Annotated in this window: 18 protein-coding genes; 10 read left to right on the top strand and 8 right to left on the bottom strand. The window is 73.6% G+C overall.

Features of this window, described 5'->3' with window-relative positions:
• Window positions 1-51 precede the first annotated feature (51 nt).
• Window positions 52-552 (bottom strand): DUF1203 domain-containing protein, encoded by a 501-nt coding sequence (locus B086_RS0121340; RefSeq protein ID WP_026252633.1) that lies wholly within the window; start codon window positions 550-552, stop codon window positions 52-54.
• Between the two features lie 112 nt (window positions 553-664).
• On the opposite strand from B086_RS0121340, the gene pepN reads away from it, so the two are divergent.
• On the top strand, window positions 665-3283 hold the full coding sequence (pepN, locus tag B086_RS0121335) for an aminopeptidase N (RefSeq protein WP_026252632.1): 2619 nt from the start codon (window positions 665-667) through the stop codon (window positions 3281-3283).
• A 94-nt stretch (window positions 3284-3377) separates the two neighbouring features.
• Here pepN and B086_RS0121330 read toward each other — a convergent pair whose 3' ends face one another.
• From B086_RS0121330 to B086_RS0121320, 3 genes are all read right to left on the bottom strand, one after another.
• Window positions 3378-4316 (bottom strand): LysR family transcriptional regulator, encoded by a 939-nt coding sequence (locus B086_RS0121330; RefSeq protein WP_037873764.1) that lies wholly within the window; start codon window positions 4314-4316, stop codon window positions 3378-3380.
• Between the two features lie 62 nt (window positions 4317-4378).
• Window positions 4379-5281 (bottom strand): DMT family transporter, encoded by a 903-nt coding sequence (locus B086_RS0121325; RefSeq protein ID WP_018568457.1) that lies wholly within the window; start codon window positions 5279-5281, stop codon window positions 4379-4381.
• A gap of 222 nt (window positions 5282-5503) precedes the next feature.
• Window positions 5504-6940 carry an FAD-dependent monooxygenase gene (locus B086_RS0121320; protein ID WP_018568456.1) on the bottom strand — a complete coding sequence of 479 codons (1437 nt, stop codon included), beginning with the start codon at window positions 6938-6940 and terminating at the stop codon, window positions 5504-5506.
• A 214-nt stretch (window positions 6941-7154) separates the two neighbouring features.
• Here B086_RS0121320 and B086_RS40480 point away from each other — a divergent pair, with 214 nt between their 5' ends.
• Window positions 7155-7832 (top strand): TetR family transcriptional regulator, encoded by a 678-nt coding sequence (locus B086_RS40480; protein WP_078531153.1) that lies wholly within the window; start codon window positions 7155-7157, stop codon window positions 7830-7832.
• A gap of 197 nt (window positions 7833-8029) precedes the next feature.
• On the opposite strand, the gene B086_RS0121310 is transcribed toward B086_RS40480, so the two are convergent.
• The 4 genes from B086_RS0121310 to B086_RS0121295 all read right to left on the bottom strand — a co-directional run bounded on the left by B086_RS0121310 (window position 8030) and on the right by B086_RS0121295 (window position 11756).
• Window positions 8030-8290 (bottom strand): hypothetical protein, encoded by a 261-nt coding sequence (locus B086_RS0121310; protein WP_026252631.1) that lies wholly within the window; start codon window positions 8288-8290, stop codon window positions 8030-8032.
• An 83-nt stretch (window positions 8291-8373) separates the two neighbouring features.
• Entirely contained in the window at window positions 8374-10614 is a 2241-nt protein-coding gene (malQ, locus tag B086_RS0121305) for a 4-alpha-glucanotransferase (RefSeq protein ID WP_018568453.1), read from the bottom strand.
• On the bottom strand, window positions 10615-10878 hold the full coding sequence (locus tag B086_RS45535) for a hypothetical protein (RefSeq protein ID WP_420712559.1): 264 nt from the start codon (window positions 10876-10878) through the stop codon (window positions 10615-10617).
• A 341-nt stretch (window positions 10879-11219) separates the two neighbouring features.
• Window positions 11220-11756 carry an HNH endonuclease gene (locus tag B086_RS0121295; RefSeq protein WP_018568451.1) on the bottom strand — a complete coding sequence of 179 codons (537 nt, stop codon included), beginning with the start codon at window positions 11754-11756 and terminating at the stop codon, window positions 11220-11222.
• Window positions 11757-12103: 347 nt separating this feature from the next.
• Between B086_RS0121295 and B086_RS0121290 the strand changes: the two genes are divergently transcribed.
• The 8 genes from B086_RS0121290 to B086_RS0121255 all read left to right on the top strand — a co-directional run bounded on the left by B086_RS0121290 (window position 12104) and on the right by B086_RS0121255 (window position 21887).
• Entirely contained in the window at window positions 12104-13192 is a 1089-nt protein-coding gene (locus tag B086_RS0121290) for a mechanosensitive ion channel family protein (protein WP_018568450.1), read from the top strand.
• A 241-nt stretch (window positions 13193-13433) separates the two neighbouring features.
• A complete protein-coding gene (locus B086_RS0121285) occupies window positions 13434-14645 on the top strand; it encodes an ROK family transcriptional regulator (protein WP_018568449.1) in 1212 nt (403 codons plus the stop codon).
• Window positions 14646-14747: 102 nt separating this feature from the next.
• Complete coding sequence (locus B086_RS0121280; RefSeq protein WP_018568448.1) at window positions 14748-16085, top strand: ABC transporter substrate-binding protein; 1338 nt, start codon at window positions 14748-14750, stop codon at window positions 16083-16085.
• Between the two features lie 7 nt (window positions 16086-16092).
• Window positions 16093-17034: a carbohydrate ABC transporter permease gene (locus B086_RS0121275; RefSeq protein WP_018568447.1), complete on the top strand. Its 942-nt coding sequence runs from the start codon at window positions 16093-16095 to the stop codon at window positions 17032-17034.
• A 2-nt stretch (window positions 17035-17036) separates the two neighbouring features.
• Window positions 17037-17930 carry a carbohydrate ABC transporter permease gene (locus B086_RS0121270; protein WP_018568446.1) on the top strand — a complete coding sequence of 298 codons (894 nt, stop codon included), beginning with the start codon at window positions 17037-17039 and terminating at the stop codon, window positions 17928-17930.
• Window positions 17931-17935: 5 nt separating this feature from the next.
• Entirely contained in the window at window positions 17936-19201 is a 1266-nt protein-coding gene (locus B086_RS0121265; protein ID WP_018568445.1) for a 6-phospho-beta-glucosidase, read from the top strand.
• The gene (locus tag B086_RS0121260) at window positions 19192-20163 is read left to right on the top strand and encodes an N-acetylglucosamine kinase (protein WP_018568444.1); all 972 of its coding nucleotides are present in this window, start codon (window positions 19192-19194) and stop codon (window positions 20161-20163) included. The genes B086_RS0121265 and B086_RS0121260 overlap by 10 nt, the downstream gene beginning before the upstream one ends.
• A gap of 233 nt (window positions 20164-20396) precedes the next feature.
• The gene (locus B086_RS0121255; protein WP_026252629.1) at window positions 20397-21887 is read left to right on the top strand and encodes a hypothetical protein; all 1491 of its coding nucleotides are present in this window, start codon (window positions 20397-20399) and stop codon (window positions 21885-21887) included.
• Window positions 21888-21896 lie beyond the last annotated feature (9 nt).

Raw genomic sequence — 21896 nt, 5'->3', positions numbered from 1 at the left:
CCCGGGCGGCGGGCCCCGGAGCACCCCGGGCCCGCGCACCCCGTGGAAGCCCTACGGCCTGCGCACCTCGTAGAGGAAGCAGCCGTACTCGACGGCCCGGACGTGGACCAGCGCCACGGCCGGGTCGTCGAACGCCTCGGTGAGGGCCGCGTCGAAACGCCCGGCGCCCGGCTCCACCAGCGCCCCGCCCAGGATGCGGCCCTCGGCGCCGTAGCGGCGCAGCACGCGGCGCGCGTGGGTGAGGGGCAGCCGCTCCGCGGTATCCGGCCCGGCGCACTCCCCGGCGTGCACGAAGACGGGCCCCTGCTCGTCGTAGGCGCCGGGGTCGGCGCCCGTCGCGGCCGCCCAGCGCCGCAGCGGCGCGTAGGAGACCAGCGCGAGCCGCTCGCCGGGCTCGCTCCGGCGCAGGCAGCAGCGCAGCGGAGCGCCGCCTTCCGGGTCGGTGAAGGGGACCGCCGGGCGTCCGGCGTCGTCCCGCTCGCGCAGCCGGCTCAGCACGCCCGGTTCGATGGCGCGTGCCCGGTGGACCATGGTGTCTCGCCCTGTCGTCATGGTTCCAGCCTCGCGCCGCGACCGGCCGCCCACCGGCGGGATCCGGTCGTCGCGTTCCGTGCGGCCCGCATGGAAGGATGACGCAATCCACACATCACGAGGAGATGACCGCGTGCCTGGCACAAACCTGACTCGCGAAGAGGCGCGGCAGCGGGCGAAGCTGCTGACCGTTGACTCGTACGAGATCGATCTCGACCTCTCCGGCGCGCAGGGTGGGGGCACCGCCCGCTCGAACGAAGCTGAGAGCGGGGGAGGTACCTACCGGTCCGTGACCACGGTGCGCTTCGACGTCGCCGAGGACGGCGCCGAGTCCTTCATCGACCTGATCGCCCCCACCGTCCACGAGGTGACCCTCAACGGCGACGCGCTGGACCCCGCGGAGGTCTTCAAGGACTCCCGGATCGCCCTGCCCGGCCTGCTGGCGGGCCCCAACGTGCTGCGCGTCGCCGCCGACTGCGCGTACACCAACACCGGTGAGGGCCTGCACCGCTTCGTCGACCCGGTCGACGACCAGGTGTACCTGTACACGCAGTTCGAGGTGCCGGACGCCCGCCGCGTCTTCGCCGCCTTCGAGCAGCCCGACCTCAAGGCGACCTTCCGGTTCACCGTGAAGGCGCCCGAGGGCTGGACCGTCGTGTCCAACTCGCCGACCCCCGAGCCCCGCGACAACGTCTGGGAGTTCGCGCCGACGCCGCGCATCTCGACGTACATCACGGCGCTGATCGTCGGCCCGTACCACTCCGTGCACAGCGTGTACGAGAAGGACGGGCAGTCCGTGCCGCTCGGCATCTACTGCCGTCCCTCGCTCGCCGAGTTCCTCGACGCCGACGCGATCTTCGACGTCACCCGGCAGGGCTTCGACTGGTTCCAGGAGAAGTTCGACTACGCCTACCCGTTCGCCAAGTACGACCAGCTGTTCGTGCCCGAGTTCAACGCGGGCGCGATGGAGAACGCGGGCGCGGTGACCATCCGCGACCAGTACGTCTTCCGGTCCAAGGTGACCGACGCGGCGTACGAGATGCGGGCCGAGACGATCCTGCACGAGCTGGCCCACATGTGGTTCGGCGACCTGGTCACCATGGAGTGGTGGAACGACCTGTGGCTGAACGAGTCGTTCGCCACCTACACCTCCATCGCCTGCCAGGCGCACGCCCCCGGCTCGCGCTGGCCGCACTCGTGGACCACGTTCGCGAACTCCATGAAGACCTGGGCGTACCGGCAGGACCAGCTGCCGTCCACCCACCCGATCATGGCGGACATCAACGACCTGGACGACGTCCTCGTCAACTTCGACGGCATCACCTACGCCAAGGGCGCCAGCGTCCTCAAGCAGCTGGTGGCCTACGTCGGCAGGGACGAGTTCTTCCGGGGCGTGCAGGCGTACTTCAAGCGGCACGCCTTCGGCAACACCCGCCTCTCCGACCTGCTCGGCGCCCTGGAGGAGACCTCCGGCCGCGATCTGCGGACCTGGTCGCACAAGTGGCTGGAGACGGCCGGGATCAACATCCTGCGCCCGGAGATCGAGACCGACGAGAACGGCGTCATCACCTCCTTCGCCGTCCGCCAGGAGGCCCCCGCGCTCCCGGCCGGCGCCAAGGGCGAGCCCACGCTGCGCCCGCACCGCATCGCGATCGGCCTGTACGACCTGGACGAGGCGAGCGGCAAGCTGGTGCGCGCCGAGGACGGCCGGATCGAGCTGGACGTGGACGGCGAGCTGACCGCCGTGCCGCAGCTGGCCGGCCGGCGCCGCCCGGCGGTCGTCCTGCTCAACGACGACGACCTGTCGTACGCCAAGGTCCGTCTCGACGAGCAGTCGCTCGCCGTCGTCACCGAGCACCTGGGCGACTTCGCGTCCTCGCTGCCGCGCGCGCTGTGCTGGGCCTCGGCCTGGGACATGACCCGCGACGCCGAGCTGGCCACCCGCGACTACCTGTCGCTGGTGCTGTCCGGCATCGGCAAGGAGTCCGACATCGGCGTGGTGCAGTCGCTCCAGCGCCAGGTGAAGCTGGCCATCGACCTGTACGCCGACCCGGCCGCCCGCGACGCGCTGCTGACCCGCTGGACGGACGCCACGCTGGCCCATCTGCGCACCGCCGAGGCGGGCAGCGACCACCAGCTCGCCTGGGCCCGCGCCTTCGCGGCGACCGCCCGCACGCCCGAGCAGCTCGACCTGCTGAACGCGCTGCTGGAGGGCTCGCAGACCATCGAGGGCCTGGCCGTGGACACCGAGCTGCGCTGGGCGTTCGTGCAGCGGCTCGCGGCGGTGGGCCGGTTCGACGAGCCGGAGATCGCCGGGGAGTACGAGCGCGACCGCACCGCCGCCGGTGAACGGCACGCGGCCACCGCCCGCGCCGCCCGCCCGACCGAGGAGGCCAAGGCCGAGGCGTGGGCGTCGGTCGTCGACTCCGACAAGCTGCCCAACGCCGTCCAGGAGGCGGTCATCGGCGGCTTCGTCCAGACCGACCAGCGCGAGCTGCTGGCGCCGTACACCGAGCGGTACTTCGAGGTGCTCAAGGACATCTGGGACTCCCGCTCCCACGAGATGGCCCAGCAGATCGCGGTCGGCCTGTACCCCTCGGTCCAGGTCTCCCAGGACACCCTGCGCCGCACCGACGAGTGGCTGGCCTCCGCCCCGCCGAACGCGGCCCTGCGCCGCCTCGTCTCGGAGTCCCGTGCGGGCATCGAACGCTCCCTCCGCGCCCAGGCGGCGGACGCGGCGGCGGGCCGGTAGCCATCTGCTGCGCCGCCGGTGACGGCGAGCGAAGGGCGCCCGGTGTGCTTGCCGGGCGCCTTTTGCTGTGGGGACGGCGTACCCCCGCGCTCCTTCACTCCCCGCGCCACCCGCTGTGAGCGTCCTGTCCGGTCGTCAGGTGCGTGGCCGCTGTGCGCAGGGCCGCCAGGACGGTCCGGGGGGCGGGGGCGTCGCGAGCGCCCTGGCGCAGGGCGGCGACCACGTGGCGGTGGGGGCGGTCGGCGGTCAGTTCGCGGAGCACCACGCCGTCGCGGCGCAGGGCCGCCATGCGCGGTACGAGGGCGACGCCCATGCCCGCCTCCACCATCGCCAGGATGGCCGTCCAGCCGGCCGCCGTGTGCCCCTGGTGGGGGCTGAACCCGGCCGCCTCGCAGGCCGTACGGGTGATGTCGGACCACGGGCCGCTGCCGCCGAAGATCCACTCCTCGGCGGCGAGATCGGCCAGCCGCACCTCGGGCGCCTGAGCCAGCGCGTGACCGGGCGGCAGGGCGAGGTCGAGCGGGTCGGCGAGCAGCGGCACGCGGGTGAAGCCCGGGTCCACGGCGGTCGGCGCGTGCGCGGCCAGCGACAGCGCGAGGTCCACCTCACCGGCGGCCAGCAGGTCGTACGCCTCGCCCGCCTCCGCCTCCCGCACCCGTACGACCACCCCGGGCCGGGTGGCGCGCAGCGCCCGCACCGCCGGGACCACCAGGGCGGGCACCGCGGTCGAGAAGGCAGCGACCCGCACCTCGCCGGCCTCGCCGCGCGTGTACGCCGCCATCTCCGCGTCCGCGCGTTCCAGTTGCTCGAACACGGCGTCGGCGTGCCGCAGCACCAGCCGGGCCGCGTCCGTGAGCCGCACCCGCCGCCCCCGCGCCTCCAGCAGCGGCACCCCGAGCTGGGCGGCGAGGTTGGTCAGCTGCTGGGAGACGGCGGACGGGGTCATGTGCAGCGCCTCGGCCGTCGCGGTCACGGTCCCCCGCTCCCGCAGCGTCCGCAGGATGCGCAGCTTCCGGATCTCCCACTCGGCCATGGCGGCAACCATACGGCCGTACGAACCGTACGGCCGTACGGTCCTCGGCGGCGTCAGCAGCATCAGCGGCGGGCCGCCGAGCCGAGGACGACGCCGCCCAGGATCAGCGCCATGCACAGCGCCTGGCGCGGGCCGGCCGCCTCGCCGAGCAGCGCCCAGGACAGCAGCGCCACACAGACCGGCTGGAGGTAGTAGACGAGTCCGGCGCGGGTCGGGCCGACCAGGGAGATCGCCTTGTTCCAGGCGAAGAAGGCGAGGGCGGAGGACAGCACGCCGACGTAGAGCAGGGGCAGCACGGTGCCGGGCGACGGGGTGAACCCGCCCTGGAGCGCGAGGCTGCCGAGCTGGCACGGCACCAGCATGAGCGTGCCGGCCAGGAAGGTGGTGAAGAGGAACCCGGCGCCGTCCAGCCCGGCGGGACGGCGGCGCAGCAGGGCGCTGTAGCCGCCGAAGCAGCAGGCCGCGGCGATCATCCACAGGTCCCCGGCGGCGAACGAGGCCCCGCCGCCGCCCGCCACCAGCAGCACCACGCCCGCGCAGGCGGTGAGCAGGCCCGCGACCCGGCGGGCGCCGAGCCGGGTGCCGCCCGCCCGTTCCAGGACCGCCATCAGCACCGGCGAGGCTGCCATGATCATGCCCATGTTGGCGGCCGGGGTGGTCAGTCCGGCCTGGTTGACCAGGGTGTTGTAGACGGCGATGCCGAGCAGCGCGGCCAGCAGGACGAAGGCCGCGTGGCGGCGGATCAGCTCCCGCTGCCGCCAGGCGGCGCGGGCACCGAAGGGCGCCACCGCCACGAGCGCCACCACCCAGCGCCAGAACGCCTGCTGCACCGGCGGCACGCTGTCGTGCAGCGCGCGGGAGGTGACGAAGCTGCCCGCCCAGACGACGGTGGCCAGCGCGGCGAGGGCGGTCCCGAGGGCGACGGGCCGCGCGGCGGACGCGGTCGCCGGGGCCGGTGGCGCCACGGGTGGGCGGGGTGTCCGGTGCCGGACGGGGGCCACGGGGGTCCTTTCGCTGGACGGGGCGGGACGGTCGCTGGACGGGGCGGGACGGCGGGCGGGGCGGAGGCGTCCCACCCGGTCCGGAACCACCGTGACAGCGGCCGACCTGTCAGGTCCATCGAAACTTTTCGAGCGGTCTTTTCAGCAGAACCGAAAGGTTGAGCGGCTGAAGGATGCTGCGGCGGGTCAGCCCACGTGGGTGGCGAGCGCCGCCTCGATCGCCGCCGGGTCGGGCGTGTCCGCCGCCCAGGCCGCGTAGCCGTCGGGGCGGACCAGCAGGGCCGTACGGCGGCCGCTCGCCCAGCGCGCGGCGGTCAGGCGGGCGGCGCGCTCCGGAGCCACCTCGCGGGCAGCGGGGGTGAGCAGGACGAACCGGCCGCCGCGCAGGGCTTCGTACAGCCGGCCGCCGCCCGCGAGCGCCACGTCCGGGACGCGGGAGCCGACCAGCCGGTGCGCGCCGCGCGGCGCCCGGTAGCGGTAGCCGAGCCCGGTGACCTGGCCGGTGACCAGGCGGCGGAGCGGAGCGCAGGTGCCGAGTGCGGTGACGAGCGCGGCGCGCAGGGCCAGGGTCCAGGGGCGCCCGGCCATCGCGAGCCGCACGATGCCACCGCTGCTGCGCAGCACGGCCTTGCCGACCGGGTGGCGTTCGGCCTGGTAGGTGTCGAGCAGCACCTCGGGTGCGTGCCCGGTGACGACCTGCGCGAGCTTCCAGCTGAGGTTCGCCGCGTCCTGGAGGCCGGTGTTCATGCCCTGTCCGCCGGCCGGGCTGTGCACATGGGCGGCGTCCCCGGCGAGCAGGACCCGGCCGACGCGGTAGGCGGGCGCCTGCCGCTCGTCGCTGTGGAAGCGGGAGGTCCAGCGGGCGTCGTGCATACCGTAGTCGCGGCCGAGCGCGAGCCGGGTGATCTCCTTGACCTCGTCGAGGCCGACCGGCGCGTCGTCGGCCTCCTCCCGGCCCCGGCACCAGCAGATCACCCGGTGGTAGCCGTCCCCGAAGGGCGCGAGGAAGGCGAACGCGTCCCCGGCCGCGGCGACCGTCAGCAGCGTCTCGGGCGGCTCGGCCAGCCGCACGTCCGCCAGCACCACCGAACGGATCACCGACCGCCCCGGGAACGGCAGCCCGACCGCCCGCCGCACCGCGCTGCGCATCCCGTCCGCGCCGACGACGTACGCCCCGCGCAGCGACTCCGGCCGGCCGTCCGCGCCGCGCACGGCCACGGTCACGCCGTCCGCGTCCTGGGCCAGTCCGGTCACCTCGGTCTCGTGGCGGAAGTCCACGCCGTTCTCGGCCGCGCGCCGCTCCAGCACCTTCTCGACCTCGTACTGCGGCAGGACGAGGACATGGCGGAAACGGGAGGGCAGGGCGGTGAGGTCGAGGGAGAGGCGGCCGAAGAGGTTCAGCCGGTCCAGGGGGCGGCCGATCCCCTCCAGTTCGTCGGCGAGCGCGCGGGCGTCGAGCTGTTCGAGGGTGCGGGCGTGCAGGACGAAGGCGCGGGAGAGGTTGCTGATCCGGTGGGGGCGCTTCTCTACGAGGGTGACGGAGACACCGGCGGCGGCGAGGTCGCCGGCCAGCAGGAGTCCGGTGGGGCCGGCGCCGACGACGATCACGGGGGTGGTGGTCATGAGGGGCCTCCTCGATGGCTGCTTCGGCCGGTCCACGCTTGTGGGCAAACGCCGGTGGGCGACTGCTTGCAGGCGAACGCTTGTGGGCCAACGGGCGTAGACCTACGTACGTATGCCAACGGGCGTGGGCCAACGTCTGTTGGCAAACGTAGCCCCGGCGGCGCGAGCGCGTCAACGCTTGTTGGCCCACGGGTGTTGACCTACGCTCGTAGGCATGCCAGATCGCGCCACCCCAGGCACCCCAGCCACCCCAACCGCTCCCGCAACCTCATCCGCCTCACCCACTTCACTCGCCGCATCCGCCTCACCCGCCTCACCCTCATCTGTCTCAGGCGGCTCCGCCCGGCGTTCCGACGCCACCCGCGCCGCCATCCTCGCCGCCGCGCGGGCCCGATTCGCGGCGGACGGGTACGAACGGGCGACCATCCGGGCCATCGCCAAGGACGCGCGGATCGATCCGTCGATGGTCATGCGCTACCACGGCAACAAGGAGAGCCTGTTCGCGGCGGCCGTCTCCGTGGATCTGCGGCTCCCGGACCTGTCCGCGCTCCCCCGCGACCAGATCGGCCACGCTCTCGTCTCGCACTTCCTCGACCTCTGGGAGGAGAGCGGCGAACTGACGGCGATCCTGCGCGTCGGCGTCACCAACACCGCCGGGGCCGAGCGGTTGCAGCGGGTGTTCCGGGAGCAGTTGCTGCCGGTGGCGCAGGCGGTGTGCCCGGATCCCGAGCAGGTTCCGGCGCGGGCGGCGCTGTGCGCGTCCCAGTTGCTCGGGCTGGCGCTCACCCGGTACGTGCTGCGCATCCCGGCGGCCGTGGCCCTGGCCCGCCAGGAGGCGCTGGCCTGGCTGGCGCCCACCGTGCAGCGCTACCTCACGGCGCCCAGCCCCTGACACCGCCCAGCCCCTGGCACCGCCCGTCCCCCGACCACGCCCGAGCCGGGCCGGGGCCGGGGCCGACGCCGGGCACGACGAAGGCGCCCGCCCCCGGCGCGTGCGTACGGCGAATGCGCGTACGCACGGCGGGGCGGGCGCCCTCGGTGCAGGTGCAGGTGCGAAACCGGGCCTGGGCCTGGGACCGCCGGCGGCCGTCAGGCCTTGGCGTCCGCCTTGCGGCCGGTGTCCTGGTGCTTGTGGGACCGGTCCAGGACCATGACGAGACCGCCGATGATCACGAACAGGGCGAGCGGGATCCCGACGAAGAGACCCAGCGTCTCGGCGACGCCCAGGCCCTTGCCGGGGTCGTCGCCGTCGTCACGGATCACCGCGAGCGCGGGGGACGACATGAGCAGCATCATCAGCGTCGTACCGGCCGCCAGGGTGCCGGCGCGCAGGGCGTTCTTCTTGTCCACGGTGCCAAAGTAGCGAACGCCGGAACGGGCCGCGCGTCCGGGGTGCCGTATGAGGCGCGCGGACCGCACGCGCGCCCCCGCCGTCAGCGCCCCTCAGTACCTCCGTCCTTCCGCACCCCGGCGCGCAGTACGTCCGCCAGGGCGCGCAGGCGGGGCGAGGCGGCCAGGTCCTCCAGGGTCACCGGGCGGCCCTCGGCGTCGGCGACGGGCAGACGCCAGTTGGGGTACTCGGCCGAGGTGCCGGGCAGGTTCTGCGGGCGGCGGTCGCCCACGGCGTCCGGCAGCCAGAGGCCCACCATCCGGGCGGGGGTGCGCAGCAGGAAGCGGTGGACGGCCTGGATCCCGGCCTCGACCCGGGCCTCGCCGCCGGGGCTCCCGGTCGCTCCGGCCGCTCCGGCCGTGGTTCCGGCGCCGTCTCCCGCCGTCCCCGGGAGGAGCCCCAGTTTCCCCAGCAGCGCCAGCCACTCGTCCACGTCCGCTGCGGCCTCCGCGCGTTCCTCCTCCAGCGGGCGGGTGAGCAGGCCCAGGCGGTGGCGCAGCGCGACGTGCTCGCCGGTGAGGCGGGCCGCGGTGGACGGCAGGTCGTGCGTGGTGGCCGTGGCCAGGCAGTCGGCGCGCCAGCGGGCGGGCGGCAGCGGGCGGCCGTCGCCGTCCCAGTCCCGTTCGAACCAGAGCACCGACGTGCCGAGCACTCCGCGCCGGTCCAGGGTCTCGCGCACCCCGGGCTCCACGGTGCCGAGATCCTCGCCGATCACCACCGCCCCGGCCCGCGCGGCCTCCAGCACCAGCACGGCGAGCATGGCCTCGGCGTCGTGGCGGACGTAGGTGCCCTCGGTGGGCGGACGGCCGCGCGGCACCCACCAGAGCCGGAACAGGCCCATCACATGGTCGATGCGCAGGGCGCCCGCGGAGCGGAACAGGGCGCGCAGCAGCCGCCGGAAGGGCGCGTGGCCGCAGGCGGCGAGGCGGTCGGGGCGCCAGGGCGGCAGGCCCCAGTCCTGGCCGTGCGCGTTGAAGGCGTCCGGCGGGGCGCCGACGGACATCCCGGCGGCGTAGACGTCCTGCTGCGCCCACGCGTCGGCGCCGCGCGGGTGCACACCCACGGCGAGGTCGTGCACGATCCCGAGGGGCATGCCGGCCTCGCGGGCGGCGCGCTGGGCGGCGGTGAGCTGTTCGTCGGTGAGCCAGGCGAGGCGGGAGTGGAAGTCGACGCGGTCGGCCAGTTCCGCGCGGGCGCGGGCCGTCTGCGGCGAGCGCGGGTCGCGCAGCCCCTCGGGCCAGCGGCTCCAGTCGGAGCCGTGCGCCTCGGCCAGGGCGCACCAGGTGGCGTGGTCCGTCAGGGCGCGGCCCTCGCGGGCGAGGAAGGCGGCGTGGGCGGCGGCGCGGCCGGGGCCGAGCGGGACCCGGTGCAGGATCTCCAGGGCCTCGCGTTTCAGGTCCCACACCGCGTCCCGGTCGATCAGGGCGCCCTTGCCGAGGACCTCGGCGCGCAGGCGGGCGGCCCGTTCCCCCAGGGTGTGCAGCCGCGCGCGGTCCGCGTCGCCGGTGACGTACGCGTACTCGGGGACGTCCTCGATCCGCAGGTGCACGGGGTCGGGGAAGCGGCGGGAGGAGGGGCGGTAGGGCGAGGGATCGGTGGGGTTGGCGGGATCGGCGGGGTCGCCGGGCACGGCCGCGTGCAGCGGGTTGACCTGGACGAACCCGGCGCCCAGGCTCCGCCCGGCCCAGCCGCTCAGCTCGGCGAGGTCGCCCAGGTCGCCCATGCCCCAGGAGCGGTGGGAGAGCAGGGAGTAGAGCTGCACGAGCAGCCCGTAGGAGCGTCCGGGCGGCGGGGGCAGCCGGGGCGGGGCGACGATCAGGTGCGCCTCGGCCCTCCGGCCGTCGGGGGCGGTGGCGGTCAGCCGGTGGACGCCCGGGGGCAGGCCGTCGGTGCCGGAGCGCGTCCCGCCCTGCTCGGTCTCGACGGTGAGCCGGGTGCCGGACGGCAGCGCGGTGAGGGCTTCGGGGGGTCCGGCGTCGGTCCAGTGGACCAGGGTGGGCGGGAGCAAGCGTTCCCGCAGGGCGCTCTCGCGGGCGGCGAGCGCGGCGCGTACCGCCTCCGGGGTGCTCGCGTCGACGTCCAGGGCGGCGAGCGCGGCGACGACGGCGCCGGGCGAGGCGGCCACCGTACGACCCGGTGCGGGGCTGTAGGAGGTGGCGACGCCGTGCAGCGCGGCGAGCCGGGCGAGGTCGTCGTCCCCGGCGCCCTCAGCACCCCCAGCGCCCCCGGCATCCCCGGCGGGTCCGGCATCTCCGGCGTCTCCGGCCGGCCGTGGCGCGGCCATCTACCGCTCCGCGCCGCACGGGCCGGGGTCGGCGGTGGACTCGCTGGTCAGCGGCGCGGCCTCGGCGAGGGGCGGTTCGCTGGTGAGCGGTTCGGCGTCGGGCAGCGGCGGTTCGCTGGTCAGCGGGGCCTCGGCCCAGGGCGCCTCCGAGGTGAACACGTCCGGGTAGGGATCGCCGGGGTGGAGGTCGTCCAGGCCGGTCTCGTCCGGGCCGGCGGTGTCCGGGCGGAGCCGGTGGTCCGGCCCCGCCGCGGGTTTGGGCAGGGTCCGGTCGGGTCCGGGCACATCGGAGGAGGAGGTGCCCTCGGGTGTGGCGTCGGACAGGGCGGTGTCCGAGAGGACGGTGTCGGTCAGGGCCGAGAGCAGCAGGTGCGCCGGTGCGGTCACGGGGGTCTCCTTGTCGGCTGCGGCATCGAGCGGATTACCGCAGCCCTACCCAGTGCGCGCGATGGCAGACGCACGCGAGCGAACTACGTGCTCTCGGTCACATTCCGCTCCCACCAGGTTGCGCTACGCACGGCCCGGCGGCCACTTCCGCCCGCATGGACGGCGGAATGCGGGTGACCGGTTCCCTCCCGAGAGGCGCGGCGAGGCGGGGCGGACCGTCAGGCGGAGATCCCGTCGATCCGCGCCAGCGCGTCGTCCGCGCCGTACGGCTGGAGGTAGGGCAGCCAGCGCGGGTCCCGGTGGCCGGTGCCGATGATGCGCCAGGCCAGACCGGTCGGCGGGGCCGGCTTGTGCCGCAGGCGCCAGCCCAGTTCGACGAGGTGGCGGTCGGCCTTGACGTGGTTGCAGCGGCGGCAGGAGGCCACCACGTTGTCCCAGGCGTGCAGGCCGCCGCGTGAGCGCGGGACGACGTGGTCGACGCTGGTGGCGACACCGCCGCAGTACATGCACCGGCCCCCGTCCCGGGCGAACAGCGCCCTGCGGGTCAGAGGGACGGGCCCCCGGTAGGGGACCCGGACGAAACGCTTGAGCCGGACCACGCTGGGTGCGGGGACGGTGACGGTCGCGCTGTGCAGATGGGCGCCGGACTCCTCGAGGCAGACCGCCTTGTTCTCCAGCACGAGGACGAGCGCGCGGCGGAGCGGTACGACGCCGAGGGGCTCGTACGACGCGTTGAGGACCAGGACATGCGGCACGGGTGCCTCCTTGTACGCCGGCGGCGCGTGGCTCGCGCCGGGACGATCTGGAGTCAGTCTCCCCTCATGCCTGGTGAACGCGCCACCATGTCCCGGTAACGGGCCGGGAGTGTTTTCGACCACACCTGGCGCGGTCCCCGGGCCGCGGCGCGCCCACACGGCCTGATCAGAGGGGGAGGGGCGGTGCCGGGGCCGGGCCGGGCCGGGAGTTCGCGGGGAGCGGCGTTCCGTGCCCCGTTAGTGTGGTTGCCCTGCCCGTGCGGTGACCACTTCGTGACCCAGACGATATCGACCGCCGCGTTTCGGATCGCGGCGCCGGCGGGCGGGCGCACCTGGAGGTACCTGCCGTGTCCTTGTCCGCCGTCCTGCTGGCCGCCGGCCCCTCGCCGTCCCCCTCGGAGTCACCCTCCGTGACGGTCCCCACGCTCCAGGACGCCCAGGAGAGCGCGAACCAGGCCGCGAGCTGGGTGGAGCAGAACTGGTCCACCTGGCTGGCGATCGGCATGCGGGTCGTGCTGATCCTGGTGATAGCGAGCGTGCTGCGGGTGGTGGTGCGGCGGGCGATCACCAAGCTGATCGACCGGATGAACCGCACCGCGCAGCAGGCGAGCAGCACGGCGCTGGGCGGTCTGCTGGTCAACGCGGAGCGGCGCAGGCAGCGGTCGGCGGCGATCGGTTCGGTGCTGCGCTCGGTGGCGAGCTTCCTGATCATGGGGACGGCCGCGCTGATGGTGCTGTCCGCGTTCCAGATCAATCTGGCGCCGCTGCTGGCGTCGGCCGGTGTGGCGGGTGTCGCGGTCGGTTTCGGTGCCCGGAACCTGGTCACGGACTTCCTCTCCGGTGTCTTCATGATCCTGGAGGACCAGTACGGCGTCGGGGACACGATCGACGCGGGGGTGGCCTCCGGTGAGGTGATCGAGGTCGGTCTGCGGGTGACGAAGCTGCGCGGCGCCAACGGCGAGATCTGGTACGTCCGCAACGGCGAGGTCAAGCGGATCGGCAACCTCTCCCAGGGCTGGGCGACGGCGGGCGTGGACGTGACCGTCCGGGCGGACGAGGACCTGGACCGGCTCCGGGCGACGCTGACCGAGGTCGCGGAGAAGATGGGCAAGGAAGAGCCCTGGAACGAGCTGCTGTGGAGCCCGATCGAGGTGCTGGGCCTGGACAGCGTGCTGATCGACTCGATGGTGGTGCGGGTCTCGGCCAAGACGATGCCGGGCAAGTCGACGGCGGTCGAGCGCGAGCTGCGCTGGCGCATCAAGCGCGCCTTCGACGAGGCGGACATCCGTATCGTGGGCGGCGCCACGGCCCCGGTCGACGACGAGGCCCCCGACCCGATGGCCACCATCGCCGCCCCCTCCGCCTTCGCCAACCCGGCCTCCGACCAGGCCAAGGCCACCACCCCGATCCCCCCGCAGCAGCCGACGGGCAAGTAGGGCCGGGACGGACGGACCCGGGCGGCGGTCCACCCGGGGACCCCGCCCGGAAGTGCGGCGGGAGCGGCGGCCCGCGGTCCGGAAGTGCCGATCCGCGGACGCGGGGCGGCACCCGCGCATAACGACTCCGCAGCCTCCCCGTCGCCCGGTCTTGACGCCCCCTTCATCCCGGGCTTAGGTTCCTGGCACTCGAACAGGAAACTTTCCTAACAGTGATCTTCCAGGGCAGGGGGCGAGACGCATGGCAGGGACCGCCGGTACGCCGGGCACCCCGCGCGTCCTGCGCGCCATGAACGACCGGGCCGCCCTCGATCTGCTGCTGGAGCACGGGCCGCTGTCGCGCACCCGGATCGGCAAGCTGACCGGTCTTTCCAAGCCGACCGCCTCGCAACTGCTGGCGCGCCTCGAGGCCGCCGGGCTGGTGCTCGCCACCGGCACCAGCGAGGGCAGGCCGGGTCCGAACGCGCAGCTGTACTCCGTCAATCCGGCCGCCGCGCACGCCGCCGGACTCGACGTCAACCCGCACCGCATCCGCGCCGCCGTCGCCGACGTCACCGGCCGCACGGTGGGCGAGTTCAAGCTGCCCACACCCGGCCGGCACCCGACCCAGCCGGTCGTCCGGCAGGTCACCGACGCGCTGGACGGCGCGGTGAAGGCGGCGGGCCTGGCCCGCGGCGACGTGCACCGCCTCGTCATCGGCACCCCCGGCGCCTTCGACCCGAACACCGGCCGGCTGCGCTACGCCTCGCACCTGCCCGGCTGGCACTCCCCCACGATCCTCGACGAGCTGGCCGCGGCCCTGCCGATGCCGGTGGAGTACGAGAACGACGTCAACCTCGTCGCCATCGCCGAGCAGCGTCTCGGCGCGGCCCGCGGCCATCAGGACTTCGTGCTGCTGTGGAACCAGGAGGGCATGGGCGCCGCCCTGGTCCTCGGCGGGCGGCTGCACCGCGGCTGGACCGGCGGCGCCGGGGAGGTCGGCTTCCTGCCGGTGCCCGGCGCGCCCCTGGTCCGCCAGGTCACCAAGGCCAACAGCGGCGGCTACCAGGAACTCGCCGGGGCCCAGGCCGTGCCCAAGCTGGCCCGCGCGCTCGGCCTCGCGGACGTGCCCACCGGGCCGTACACCGACGCCGCCGCCGCGCTCGTGGCCCGCGCCGCCGACCACGCGAGCGGCCCGCACCGCACCCTGCTGACGACGTACGCGACCCATCTGGCCACCGGTCTCGCCTCGCTCGTGTCCGTGCTCGACCCGGAGCTGGTGGTGCTCAGCGGCAGCGCGCTCACCGCCGGCGGCGAGGTGCTGCGCGCCCTGGTCCAGGCCGAGCTGGAGGACCTGGCCGCCGCCCGGCCGCGCCTCGTGGTCGGCGACGTCCGCGAACAACCCGTGCTGCGCGGCGCGCTGGAGAGCGCCCTCGCGGCCACCCGCGACGAGGTCTTCGACACCTCGCGCTGAACCACCGCACGACCGCCCCCCGCACCACCTGTCCTCCCCCGTCCGCACCGCACCGTCCCGCCCCCGCCCCCGCCCCCGCCCCCGCCCCAGGGAGATCCCGTCATGCCCGAAGTGCCCCGGAAAGCGGCCCTCGTCCTCGCCGCCTCCGTCTCCGTCGCGCTGTTCGCCACCGCCTGCACCGGCCAGCCCAGCTCCGGCGCGAACGACGACGCCTCGAAGGACACCACGATCAACTTCTGGCACGCCTGGAGCGCGCCGAACGAGGTGAAGGGCGTCCAGGCGCTGGTCGACGGCTTCGAGAAGGCGCACCCCAACATCCACGTCAACATCGTCGGCAACATGACCGACGACAAGATGAATCAGGCGCTGCGCACCGGCGGTGACAAGGCGCCGGACGTGATCTCCTCCTTCACCACCAACAACGTGGGCAAGTTCTGCTCCTCGGGCGCGCTGGTCGATCTCAACCCGCTCCTCAAGAAGGCGGGCATCGACGCCGAAAAGACGTTCCCGAAGGCGATGAACGAATACACGCAGTTCGACGGGAAGCGGTGCACGGCGCCGCTGCTCGGCGACGCGTACGGGCTCTACTACAACAAGACCGCTTTCGAGAAGGCCGGGATCAAGCAGGCGCCCAGGACCTGGTCCGAGTTCGAGGCGGACGCCAAGGCGCTGACGATTCCCGACGGGGACGGTTTCAAGCAGCTCGGCGTCATGCCGACGTACCACGGCTGGGAGACCACGACCGAGCACCTCTTCGCGCAGTTCTCCCCGCGGTACTTCGACGCCGACGGCAAGTCGAACGTCGCCAAGGACCCCGCCTTCGAAAAGGGATACACCTTCCAGAAGAAGCTCGTCGACGAACTCGGCGGATTCCAGAAGCTGGAGAAGTACCGCGCCACGCTCGGTGACGAATGGGGCCCCAAGCACCCCTTCCACACCGGCCAGGTGGCCATGCAGCTCGACGGCGAATGGCGGCTCGGCATGGCCGAGGAGGCCAAGCCGGGCTTCGAGATCGGCGTGGCCCCGCTGCCCGTGCCGGACGGCCAGGAGAGCCAGTACGGCAAGGGCTACATCACCGGCACCATCACCGGTATCGCCGCCACCAGCCGCAAGCAGAACGCGGCCTGGGAATTCGTGAAGTACATCGCCACGGACACCGACGCGGTGGTCGGCTTCGCCAACGACATCCACAACGTGCCCTCCACCCTGGCCGCCCTGAAGTCCCCGAAGCTCAAGTACGACCCGCGGTTCAAGACGTTCCTTGACATCGCGGCCGACCCGAACTCGACGACCACACCCGCCTCGATCAACGGCGGCCAGTACCTGGTCACGGTCCAGCAGCTCGGCTACGACTACGAGAGCGGCAAGCAGAAGGACCTGAAGGCCGGCCTGGAAAAGGCCGCCCACCAGATCGACACGGACATCGCGCAGGCGGAGTAGGCACGCGATGACCACTGTCACCCTGGCGTCGAAACGCCGCCGCGCGGCTCTGCGGACCCTCGCCTTCATGTCGCCCTGGCTGATCGGATTCGCGGTCTTCTTCGCGTATCCGCTGATCTCCACGGTCTACTTCTCGTTCATGCACTACGACGGTTTCAATCCGCCGACGTGGAGCGGCGCGCAGAACTGGACGTACGTCTTCGAGAACTACCCGCTGTTCTGGCCGGCCCTGCGCAACACCCTGTGGCTGGTGGTGATCATGGTGTCCCTGCGGGTCCTGTTCGGACTCGGCATCGGGCTGCTGATCACCAAGATCAAGACGGGCACGGGTGTCTTCCGCACCCTCTTCTACCTGCCCTATCTGGCCCCGCCGGTCGCCGCGACCATGGCCTTCGCCTTCCTGCTGAACCCCGGCACGGGCCCGGTCAACTCCCTGCTGGAAAAGGTGGGCATCCCCGCGCCGGGCTGGTTCAACGACCCCACCTGGTCCAAGCCCGCCCTGACCCTGCTCGCCCTGTGGGGCATCGGCGACCTGATGGTCATCTTCATGGCCGCCCTGCTCGACGTGCCCACCGAGCAGTACGAGGCGGCCGAGCTGGACGGCGCCTCGCCCTGGCAGCGCTTCCGGTACGTCACCCTGCCGAACATCTCGCCGATCGTGATGTTCGCCGTGGTCACCGGGGTGATCCAGACCATGCAGTACTACACGCAGCCGCTGATCGCCGGGAAGGTCGCCTCGGGCGTGATCCAGGGCGCGGGCACCATGTTCGAGCCCGGCTACCCGGACAAGTCCACGCTGACCCTCCCCCAGCTCGTGTACAACCTCGGCTTCCAGCGTTTCGACTACGGCTCGGCCTGTGTGGTGGCGCTGGTGCTGTTCGTCCTGTCCATGGCGTTCACCTCACTGCTGATGCGGCGCCGGGGCGGTCTCATGCAGGCAGGTGACTGACGATGACCCAGGTCCTGGACCACCCGGCCGCCCTCAAGGCCCCCGTCCCGCCCGCGGAGCGCACCGCCCGCCGCAAGGCCCTCCTGGAGTGGATCGCGGTCCACTCGCTCGGTGTGGCCGCCGCCCTCTTCTTCGTGCTGCCCTTCGTGTTCGTGTTCCTGACCTCGCTGATGAGCGACAGCCAGGCGCTCAGCCGCGATCTGATCCCGCACACCTGGGAGTGGGGCAACTACAAGAAGGTCTTCGACACCCCGGGCTTCCTCACCTGGTGGCGGAACACCCTCCTGTACGCCGGAGCGGGCACGGTCCTCACCGTCGTGTCCTCGCTCCCGGTGGCCTACGCGCTGGCCAAGTTCCGCTTCCGCGGCCGCAATCTCTCGCTGATGCTGGTCATCTCGATGATGATGCTGCCCCCGCAGGTGATCATCATCCCGATGTACCTGTTCTGGGCGAAGCAGCTGGACCTGTCCGGCACGCTGTGGCCGCTGATCATCCCCATGGCGTTCGGCGACGCGTTCTCCATCTTCCTGCTGCGGCAGTTCCTGACGACCATCCCGAACGAGTACCTGGACGCGGCGAAGGTCGACGGCTGCGGCGAGCTGCGCACCCTGGTGCGGGTGGTGCTGCCCATGGCCAAGCCCGGCATCGCGGCCGTGGCCCTCTTCCAGTTCTTCTACGCCTGGAACGACTACTTCGGCCCGCAGATCTACGCCTCGGAGAACCCGGCCGCCTGGACCCTGTCCTACGGCCTGGAGTCCTTCAAGGGCGCCCGCCACACCGACTGGAACCTCACCATGGCCGCCACCGTGCTGGTCATGGCCCCCGTGATCCTCGTGTTCTTCTTCGCGCAGAAGGCGTTCGTCGAGGGTGTCACGCTCACCGGAGTAAAGGGTTGACAGACATGAAACTCACCGTGGTCGGCGGCGGCTCGACCTACACCCCCGAACTCATCGACGGCTTCGCCCGGCTCAGGGACACCCTGCCCGTCGAGGAGCTGGTCCTGGTGGACCCGGCGGCCGACCGGCTGGAGCTGGTCGGCGGCCTGGCCCGCCGGATCTTCGCCAAGCAGGGGCACCCCGGCCGGATCGTCACCACCTCCGACCTGGACGCGGGCGTGGAGGGCGCCGACGCCGTGCTGCTCCAGCTGCGCGTCGGCGGCCAGGCCGCCCGCCAGCAGGACGAGACCTGGCCGCTGGAGTGCGGCTGCGTCGGCCAGGAGACCACCGGCGCCGGCGGCCTGGCCAAGGCGCTGCGCACCGTCCCGGTCGTGCTGGACATCGCCGAGCGGGTGCGCCGCACCAACCCGGACGCCTGGATCATCGACTTCACCAACCCGGTCGGCATCGTGACCCGCGCCCTGCTGGAGGCCGGGCACCGGGCGGTCGGCCTGTGCAACGTGGCCATCGGCTTCCAGCGCAAGTTCGCGAAGCTGCTCGGCGTGGCCCCGCACGACGTCCACCTGGACCACATGGGCCTGAACCACCTCACCTGGGAGACCGGGGTGCGCCTGGGCGGCCCCGAGGGCGAGAACGTGCTGCCCCGGCTGCTGGCCGAGCACGGCGACGCCGTCGCCGAGGACCTGCGGCTGCCCCGCCCGGTCCTGGACCGCCTCGGCGTGGTCCCCTCGTACTACCTGCGCTACTACTACGCGCACGACCAGGTGGTGGAGGAGCTGCGCACCAAGCCGTCCCGGGCCGCCGAGGTGGCCGCGATGGAGCGCGAGCTGCTGGACCTGTACGGCGACCCGGCGCTGGACGAGAAGCCGGCCCTGCTCGCCAAGCGCGGCGGCGCCTACTACTCGGAGGCGGCCGTCGACCTGGCCGCGGCCCTGCTCGGCGGTGGCGGCAGCCCGTACCAGGTGGTCAACACCTACAACCGGGGCACGCTGCCCTTCCTGCCGGACGACGCGGTGATCGAGGTGCAGGCGGCGGTCGGCGCCAAGGGCGCCACCCCGCTGCCGGTGGCCCCCGTGGACCCGCTGTACGCGGGCCTGGTGGCCCATGTGACGACGTACGAGCAGCTCGCCCTGGAGGCGGCCCTGCACGGCGGCCGGGAGCGGGTCTTCCGCGCGCTGCTCGCCCACCCCCTGATCGGCCAGTACTCCTACGCCGAGACCCTGACCGACCAGCTCATCGCACACAACCGGGAGCATCTCGCGTGGGCCTGACCGCAAGCGTCCTCGCCATCGACGCGGGCAACAGCAAGACCGACGTCGCGGTCGTGGCGGCCGACGGAAGCGTCCTCGCCACGGCCCGCGGCGGCGGGTTCCGCCCGCCCGTGGTGGGCGTGGAGACGGCCGTGGACGTCCTCGCCGACGCCGTCACGCGCGCCTGCGCCGAGGCGGGCGTCGCCTCGGTCGCCCATGTGTCGGCCTGTCTGGCCAACGCCGACCTGCCCGTGGAGGAGGAGCAGCTGGCGGCGGCCCTGCACGCGCGCGCGTGGGGCACGACCGTCGAGGTCCGCAACGACACGTTCGCCATACTGCGCGCGGGCGTGGCCGAGCCGCGCGGCGTGGCAGTGGTCTGCGGCGCCGGCATCAACTGCGTCGGCATGCGCCCGGACGGCCGCACGGCCCGCTTCCCGGCGATAGGCCGCATCTCCGGCGACTGGGGCGGCGGTTCGGGCCTGGCGGAGGAGGCCCTGTGGTACGCCGCCCGCGCCGAGGACGGCCGCGGCGAGCCGACCGCGCTGGTGCGCACGCTGCCCGGCCACTTCGGACTCGACTCCATGTACGCCCTCATCGAGGCGCTGCACCTGGAGCACGTCGACCCGGAGCGCCGCCACGAACTGGCCCCCGTGCTGTTCGCGACGGCCGCCGAGGGCGACGCGATCGCCCGCTCGATCGTGGAACGCCTGGCCGAGGAGGTGGTGGCCATGGCGGTGGTCGCCCTGGGCCGGCTGGACCTGCTGGACGAGGAGGCCCCGGTGCTGCTGGGGGGCAGCGTCCTGGCCGCCCGGCACCCGCAGCTCGACGCGTCGCTGCGCGAACGCCTGTCCGCGCGCGCCCCGAAGGCCGTCCCGCGGGTGGTCACCGCCCGCCCGGTCCTGGGCGCGGCCCTGCTGGGCCTGGACCACGTGGGCGCGCCCGCCGAGGTGCAGGAGCGGGTGCGGGCGTACTTCGGGGGCTGAACGGGCGGTACACGCACACGGGACACGGGCCGGCACTCGGGTGACCGGCCCGTGTCCGTGTGTGCCGGGGGAACCGAACCGTTCCGCTTCACGTGTTCCTGAGCAGGGGGGCGTGCGCCGGGCGCGCGGCCGGGCTCCCCGCCGCGATCGGAGCAAGATCGGACGAAGGCCGGTGCGGATGCCGGTCCCGGCAGGGATACTTGCGGCGACGGATGACCATGGGGGGGTCAGCAGTGACACACTCGCCGAACAGCAGCGTGGCGCCGCCGCACCCCGGCGCGCCCGCGACACCCGCCGTGCCGCCGCAGCCCGGTGCGCCCGCCGGGCCGGGCGGGCGGACGCCGCCGGCCCCGGCGCCGGTGCCCGCGCCGCCGCGCCGCACGGCGTTCGCCGAGGGCCTGGACCGGCTGCGCGCCGCCGCCGTCACCGGGCCGGGCAGGCTGCGGGCGATCGGCGCGCTCCTGGCGCTGCTCGTCCTCGCGTTCGGCGCCGTCGCCGCCTGGCAGAGCGGCGACCGGCGGACCGCCGCCCATGACGTCCTGCACCGCAGCCAGCCCCTCAGCTCCGAGGCGGCCGGGATCTACCGCTCCCTCGCCGACGCCAACACCATGGCGAGCAGCGGCTATCTGGCGGGCCTCCAGGAGACGCAGACGACCCGGCGGCGCTACGAGTCGGACATCAGCACCGCCGCCCAGGGCCTGGTGACCGCCGCCGCCAACTCCGCGCCCGGCTCCCCGGCGGCGAAGACCATCGGCGACCTCAACGCGCTGCTGCCGCGCTACAAGGGCCTGGTGGAGTCGGCGCGCGCCAACAACCGGCAGGGCTTCCCGGTCGGCGGCGCCTATCTGCGCACCGCCAACACCCTGATGCAGCAGCAGATGCTCCCGGCCGCCGAGACGCTGTACCGCAACGAGAACGGGCGGCGCGGCGCGGACTACGGCGACGCGACGCCCTACCCGTGGGCCGCCATCGCGCTCGGCGTGCTCGCCCTGGCCGCGCTCGGCTGGGCCCAGCGCCGCGAGTACCGGCGGACCAACCGGGTGCTGAGCCGGGGCCTGGTGGGCGCCACCGCGGCGACCGCCGCCGTCCTGCTGTGGCTGGTCACCGGGCACGGCCTCGCCCGCTCCTCCCTGGACGACTCCCGGCGCGACGTGGACTCGCTGAACGTGCTGCACGACGCCCGGATCGCCTCCCTCAAGGCGCGCGGCGACGAGAACCTCACCCTGGTCAGCCGGGGCGCGGAGACCAAGACCCTGCCGGGCGGCAAGGTGATGGACGCCTACGACTGGAACTACGACCAGGAGATCGGCGACCTCACCGGCAAGCTGGCGACGGCCGCGGCCATCGCCGACGACGCGGCGGGCCGCGCACCGGTGCGGGCCGCGAGCGAGTCGGTGAAGGTCTGGAAGTCCCGGCACGCGCTGGCCCGCCAGGCCGACGACGCCGGGGACTACCGCACGGCCCGCGACCGGGTCATCGGCACCGGCGCGACGGACGGCAAGGGCGCGAAGGGCGTGAAGGACGAGTCGACGGGTGCGTGCTTCGACGACGTCGACGACGCGCTCAGGACGGCGATCGACCACGAGACGGCGAAGTTCGAGGACGCCGCGCAGGACGGGCTCGGCGCGCTGGGCCTGCTGCCCGAGGGCGCCGCCGCCCTGGCCCTGCTCGGCGGGGCCGGTGCCCTGCTGGGCATCGGGCGAAGGCTGTCGGAGTACCGGTGAGAGTGAGAG

The organism is Streptomyces sp. PsTaAH-124 (assembly GCF_000373685.1).
Taxonomy (GTDB): Bacteria; Actinomycetota; Actinomycetes; order Streptomycetales; family Streptomycetaceae; genus Streptomyces; species Streptomyces andamanensis.
The sequence above is the reverse complement of the archived record's forward strand: the minus strand, read 5'-3'. Positions and strand labels throughout refer to the sequence as shown.